We start from the raw sequence: 6107 nt of genomic DNA, 5'->3' as shown, positions 1-6107 counted from the left end.
GGCCAATCCGAGGCGGGGACGAGGAAATCCTCCGGGGAGGGGGCTGGGCGATAGCTGCTCCGTTGCTCATCCTGAGGAAAGTACTGCGCACTGCCCGCCGCCATGGCCTCCACTGCCCGAACCAGCAGTTGGGCCCCGCAGAGCGCACAGCGGCGCTCAAGCTCGGCGTAGGTGATCCCATCCGGCACACTGATGCGCTCTTGGGCGACGATTGGGCCGGCGTCCAGGCGCTCCTCCAGGAGATGGACAGTCACCCCCGTTTCACTGAGTCCCTCGCGAAAGACCCAGAAGAGCGGCTCAGGCCCGCGCAAGGCCGGCAAGAGCGAAGGATGCAAATTGACGGCCCCCAGCCGTGGAAGGGTCAGTAAAGCCGTGGGCAGACGGCGGGGAAAGCAAGCGACACAGAGGAGGTCGGGCTGGTAAGTGGCCAGAGTAGCGTAGGTCTCCTCAGCATGCAAACGAGAGACCTCCCAGACAGGCAGACCCGCCTCCAGAGCCAGGGTAACAGGAGAGACAGACCAGGCGCTATTGATCACCGGGAGGAGCGGGCGGGCACCCGCTCGATGGCCAGGAGCTGGCAGGCGCCGTAGCGGGGGGCGCGCCGAGTCTGGAAACTGACCTTGACCTGCATAGCTCGGGCGCTGGCCCGTGGGTATCACGAGCGCGCAGACGGGGATGCCCGCCTGCAGGAGGGCCTGCAGCGGCAGGGCAGAAAAGAGGCTCTCCATCCCGAAGAAGAGCACGCGTGGCCCTCGCTGGGAGGGCGCGACGGTAGCAATCTTATTTGACATTGCTCTCAGCATTGGATACCATGTAGCCAAACAGCATTCTCAGGGAAAGCGTGGGGTATCTACCATGCCACGAATGGTCAACTGTGTCAAGCTGGGCCGTCAACTGCCCGGCTTAGAGAAGCCACCAATGCCTGGCGAGCTGGGTCAACGCATCTATGAACAGGTCTCAGAGCAGGCCTGGCGCATGTGGGAGACCCAGCGCACGCTGCTGATCAATCACTACGGTCTGAACCTGGCCGACCCTGAAGCGCGCAAGTTCCTGCGCGAGCAGATGGAAGAGTTTTTCTTCGGCAGCCAGGAAGAGAAGAAGCCCGAGGGCTGGATTCCCGAAGATGCCGGAGTGGGAGTGGGACCAGGCCGCAAGGGCGGCGGACCAGCACGCAAGAAATGAAAGCACCTGGTGCCATTCTCTTGCTCTCCTGCTATGAGCTGGGTCACCAGCCGCTAGCCCTGGCTTCGTTGCAGGCGCGCTTGCGGGAAGCCGGCTATCAGCCCCGAGTCATCGATTGCGCTGTTGAGCCGCTGGGAGAGGAAGAGATCCGCGCAGCCCAGCTAGTGGCCATTTCTGTGCCCATGCATACAGCGTTGCGCCTGGGGGAAGCCCTGGCGCGTCGGATTCGCGCCACACACCCGCAAGCCTATCTCTGCTTCTATGGCCTCTACGCTCTGCTGAATGCAGACTATCTGCTGCGTGAGCTGGCGGACGCTGTGCTCGGGGGCGAATACGAGGAGCCACTGCTGGCGCTGGTAAGGGCCTTGGAGCAAGAAGGGCAGGTCAGAGAGACTGAGTGCCAGGAGCCGGGCCGCCGAGCGCTGAAGTTGCCAGCGGTGCCAGGGGTACGGACGCGTGAGCAGCGGGCAGGGGCCTGGCTGCGGCGGCCAGCCTTTGTCGTGCCGCAGCGGCATGGCTTGCCCGAGCTGCAGCGTTATGCCCGCCTGGAGTGGAACGGGCGCTACCGCCTGGCTGGCTACACCGAAACAACGCGTGGCTGTAAACATACCTGTCTCCACTGTCCGATCACCCCAGTCTACCGCGGACGCTTCTTTGCCGTGCCCCAGGAAGTCGTGCTAGCGGATATCCGGGCCCAGGTAGAGCAGGGAGCAGAACACATCACCTTTGGCGACCCCGATTTCTTCAATGGCCCGACCCATGCGCTGCGCATTGCGCGTGCACTCCATCAAGCGTTTCCAGCAGTGACCTTCGACGCGACGATCAAGATCGAGCACCTGCTTAAGCATCGTCACCTCTTGCCTGAGCTGCGCGAGCTTGGCTGTCTCTTTGTGGTCTCTGCCGTTGAGTCACTCAATGATGAAGTCCTGCGCCATCTGCGCAAGGGGCACAGCGCAGCAGAGGCAGTCGAGGCCTTTGCCCTCATGGAAGAGGTCGGGCTGACGCTGCGCCCGTCGCTGTTGCCTTTTTCGCCGTGGGAGACACTGGAGAGCTATCTCGCACTGCTTGACTTCTTCGAGGAACGCCATCTTGTGGAACAGGTTGATCCGGTGCACTTCTCAATCCGGCTGCTTATTCCGCCGGGTTCGGCGCTCCTAGAGAGTGAGGAGAGGCCCGCCTGGCTAGGGGAGTTGGATGAGGGGGCCTACAGCTATCGCTGGCGCCACCCTGATCCACGAATGGATGAGTTGCAAGAGCGTGTGGCAGTCATTGCCGAGGCAGCGGCGCAGGAGGGATGGAATCCCGTAGAGACCTTTTTCCGCATCAAAGAGGAAGCGCTGGCTATGGCCGGGCGTGCCTTTGATCGCGAGGCAGCCCAGCGGCGTTATGGCGAACCAAGGCGTCCACCCCGTCTCACCGAAAGCTGGTTCTGCTGTGCAGAACCGACGCGTGGTCATCTTGCTTCCTGCTGTGGCGTATCCAGCCGGGGGCAGGCAGTCGCAGTCTCCTCCACTCGCTGCTGTAGCGCAGGTCGCTGATCATGCGCCGCCCCAGCGAGGGCCGGGGGAGATGGGTGGGGAGAAAAGGCCAGGTGTTCAGCGCAGGTCGTCTCCCCTCACAGACCTGAGCAAGCCCGCCCGTGTGAGCAGAGTCTTGGGCTGGTCTTGCTCAGGTGTGGCCGAGGGGCGGTGTTGACGGCAGCGGGCCGGCGTTCAGCACAGGGAGATCGCGGCGGATGTCGAAGCGCAGGCAGCGATGGGCGGTGCGCAGAGCCTCCTCTACCGCAGCAGGTGAGTCACCTCGGGCGAAGATGAAGCCCAGGTAGCTGGCGCCTTCTGGCAAGGGGACAAGCCGATTATTGAGAGGAGCCGTGATCTCGACGCCTGTGATAAGCGGGACTTGTCGAGCATCCTCAACGCCATAGACGCCCTTGAGGATGCCCGCCCTAGGGATAGGGATCATCATGACGCCAGCGGCCTCCGGGCGGCGTTCGAGCGAAGGCAGTTCCAAGCCCAACGCGTGCCGCAGGATCAGCTCCTCCAGGCACATGCCTGCGCCGAACTCCAAGATGGTCGAACAGAGTCCACCAATCGACCGCCCCGCGATCTCCAGCATCCACGGCCCCTGCTCATTGACGCGCAGCTCAGCATGAGCCGGGCCTTCCCGCAGGCCGATGGCTGCCGCCGCCAGCTCGACGCAGTTCCGAATCGCCTCCTGAACGGCGTAAGGAAGGCGCGAAGGCGTCACATAGATAGTCTCCTCGAAGAAGGGGCCGTCGAGTGGGTCGGGTTTGTCAAACAAGGCCAGGACCTGTAAACGCCCACTGGTCAAGAGGCCCTCCAGGGCTACTTCAAAGCCAGGGATGAAGTCCTCGACCAGAAAGCCTGTCGTCTGCTCATCGAACCCCTCGGAGAGCAAGATGCGCTTGAGGCGGTAAAAAGCCGTGACGAATTCTGCTGGAGTATTGGCCCGAATGACGCCACGACTGCCCGAGAGACGCCGGGGTTTGAGCACGCACGGGTAGCCAACCATGTGCGCGATGGCCTCGGGGTCAGCCGTCAGCGGGAAGTGGCGAAAGACCGGGCAAGGGACCCCAGCGGCAGCCATGCGTTGGCGCATCAGGTACTTATCACGCGCCGCCTCAGCGGCGGCGGGGGCATTGCAAGGTAAACCCAAGGCCTCGCTGGCCAGCGCTGCCAGTTCAACAGCGCTATCATCGACCGAGAGCACGGCCTGGAGCGGGCGCTGGTGGGCCAGGGAGACAATGCGCTCGACCGCCTCCTCTGGGGCTTTGAAATCGAGGGCCAGCACCTCGGATGGCCAGCTCGTAGCCAGCCCCGGCGGGGTGTCTACTCCAATGACCACGTCCAGCGCCAGGCGACGGGCAGCCTGGACAAAGGCTCCCCCACGATAGGTAGCAGGAGTCATGAGGAGCAGAACGCACTTGCGCTGCTCGGCCTGTGGCTGCACAGGCGATAGTGACTGAAGTTGCGATGATTGGCTGTTCATAGGCGCTTGTGTCTCTCGCTTGGCATCAAAGCACAAAGCTCGTCGCGCGAGCCAGGAAGGCTGCTGACACGCTCACCGTCAGGCTCGGCTCGCAGCGAGCTATCGGCTACCAGACAGGCGACCGAAAGCAGGAGCAGAGGAGAAAGAGATTTCCTGCAGGCCTGCAAGGCGGGCGCTGGCCAGACCACAGGCCCAGCCCGGATGCCTCTGCCTGCCTGTCTGCCTGGACAGGGAGAGCGTAAGGAACGTCGCGCGGATTACGAGCAGTCCTCTGGCATTATAGCGCATCCGGCCAGCCGACGACAGGGGGCCAGAAGAAGAGAGCACCCCTGGCCGTCTGTCACCGTGGGCGCAGCTCAGACGTGTGGAACATGGCCCCTGGTGCCTGTCTGTCTGCTAGGGGCATAGTGACCACAAGGGAGGTCGAGGTCCCCATCCGCATGTTTCCTCCGGCCAGGAGGAGCCACGGCGAGAGACGAACCAGCCAGGGAGGAAGCTATGTCACAACTCGTTTTCTGGATAGACGTCGATAACACCCTGCTCAACAACGACCAGGTGAAAGCTGAACTTGATCGCGGGCTGCGGACCTTGCTCGGGGAGGGGCTAACAGAGCGTTTCTGGAATCTTTACGAGGCGGTGCGCCATGAGAGCGGCGTGGTTGACATCCCCCAGACCTTGAGGCATCTGCGAGAGCAGACCCCGCTGTCAGAGCTGTCGGATGAGGCCTTCCAACAAGTACGCGCCCTCTTTGAGCACTATCCTTTTGCCACAGCTCTCTATCCCGGGGCGCTGGAGGTGCTGGAGCACCTGAGTCACCTCGGGCTGACGGTTATTGTCTCCGACGGAGATCATCTCTTCCAGGCCGAAAAGATTGCTCACAGCCACTTGGCTGAGGCCGTGAGCGGGCGCGTCCTGATCTATGATCATAAGGAACGCCATCTGGAAGAGACCATGAGGCGCTACCCAGGAGAACACTATGTGGCAATTGATGACCGGCTAGATCTACTGGCTGCCTGTAAGGCTCAACTTGGAGAGAAGCTGACAACGGTCTTTGTGCGTCAGGGGCGGCATGCCGAGCAGGGATTACGGCAGCCGGGGCACTATCAGGCGGACAGGAGCGTGGCAGCCATCGCCGAATTGCGGCACTGTCGGGAAAAAGATTTCATGCCAGTGCGTGGCAGCTTCTAGCGCTGCCAGACAGCAGAGGCTTGCCAGGTGCAGGGGCGGTGCTTTATCATCTGCAAGCGGCAGGAGCTATCACAGCCAGCGGGATCAGAGGAGATCAAGGTATGCCACAGGAGATGCAGGAGGCAGAGGCTGGGGCACGGCAAGGTACAGTCGTCCTTCCCCGTGAGGTCCAGCGCACCTTACTCTGGGATGTCTGGAATCGAAGACACGTCGAAGCCTGCGGACTGCTCAGAGGGTCCATCGATGCTGAGGGGAACTGGCAAGTGACCGCGGCCCATCCGCTGCGGAATATCGCGGAGTCGCCATTCTACTTCGAGTTCGCACCAGAGGAAGTGCTGCAACTAGAGCTAGCCTATCCCGGCCAGATTATTGGGGTCTATCACAGCCACCCACAAGGCCCATACGGGGCTAGCCGTACTGATTGTGAGACCATGCGGCGTGTCAACCAGGAGGAGCAAATCCCCTGGATCTGGCTGATTCTCTGTGGGCCGTGGACTTCTAGCCCACACGGGGCAGAGACTCGGGCCGATGATCCTGTGGCCGAGGCCGAAAGGTGCGGTTGGCTCCGTCAGCATCTCCTTGCCTATTATCATGACCCTGGTCAGGGGCTGCGGCAAGTGGCAGTCGTGTTGCAAGGGGAGGAAGGAAGAAGCAGGTGACTCTGCAGTGGCCCAGGTGTGACGGCCAGGCTCACGGGAAGGGCTGGGGAGCAAGGGGGGCAAGGGGAG

General features: G+C 62.4%; 6 protein-coding genes. 4 read left to right on the top strand and 2 right to left on the bottom strand.

Annotated features, from left to right (window positions below):
• Positions 1–791, bottom strand: a 791-nt coding sequence (locus IRZ24_RS15525; RefSeq protein WP_297165895.1) for a methionyl-tRNA formyltransferase, incomplete at its 3' end; no start/stop codon positions are given.
• 64 nt (positions 792–855) lie between these two features.
• On the opposite strand from IRZ24_RS15525, the gene IRZ24_RS15520 reads away from it, so the two are divergent.
• Together IRZ24_RS15520 and IRZ24_RS15515 are read left to right on the top strand one after the other, a co-directional pair.
• Positions 856–1182 (top strand): oxidative damage protection protein, encoded by a 327-nt coding sequence (locus IRZ24_RS15520; protein ID WP_297165892.1) that lies wholly within the window; start codon positions 856–858, stop codon positions 1180–1182.
• Positions 1179–2720: a CUAEP/CCAEP-tail radical SAM (seleno)protein gene (locus IRZ24_RS15515; RefSeq protein WP_297165889.1), complete on the top strand. Its 1542-nt coding sequence runs from the start codon at positions 1179–1181 to the stop codon at positions 2718–2720. Before IRZ24_RS15520 ends, IRZ24_RS15515 begins: the two co-directional genes overlap by 4 nt.
• A gap of 130 nt (positions 2721–2850) precedes the next feature.
• On the opposite strand, the gene IRZ24_RS15510 is transcribed toward IRZ24_RS15515, so the two are convergent.
• A complete protein-coding gene (locus IRZ24_RS15510; protein WP_297165886.1) occupies positions 2851–4191 on the bottom strand; it encodes an ATP-grasp domain-containing protein in 1341 nt (446 codons plus the stop codon).
• 498 nt (positions 4192–4689) lie between these two features.
• On the opposite strand from IRZ24_RS15510, the gene IRZ24_RS15505 reads away from it, so the two are divergent.
• Both IRZ24_RS15505 and IRZ24_RS15500 read left to right on the top strand, forming a co-directional pair.
• Positions 4690–5379, top strand: a complete 690-nt coding sequence (locus IRZ24_RS15505) for an HAD family hydrolase (protein ID WP_297165883.1) — start codon at positions 4690–4692, stop codon at positions 5377–5379.
• 101 nt (positions 5380–5480) lie between these two features.
• Positions 5481–6038, top strand: coding sequence for a Mov34/MPN/PAD-1 family protein (locus IRZ24_RS15500; protein WP_297165880.1), 558 nt, complete (start codon positions 5481–5483; stop codon positions 6036–6038).
• Positions 6039–6107 lie beyond the last annotated feature (69 nt).

This window comes from Thermogemmatispora sp. (genome assembly GCF_019683755.1).
Taxonomy (GTDB): domain Bacteria; phylum Chloroflexota; class Ktedonobacteria; order Ktedonobacterales; family Ktedonobacteraceae; genus Thermogemmatispora.
The sequence above is the reverse complement of the archived record's forward strand: the minus strand, read 5'-3'. Positions and strand labels throughout refer to the sequence as shown.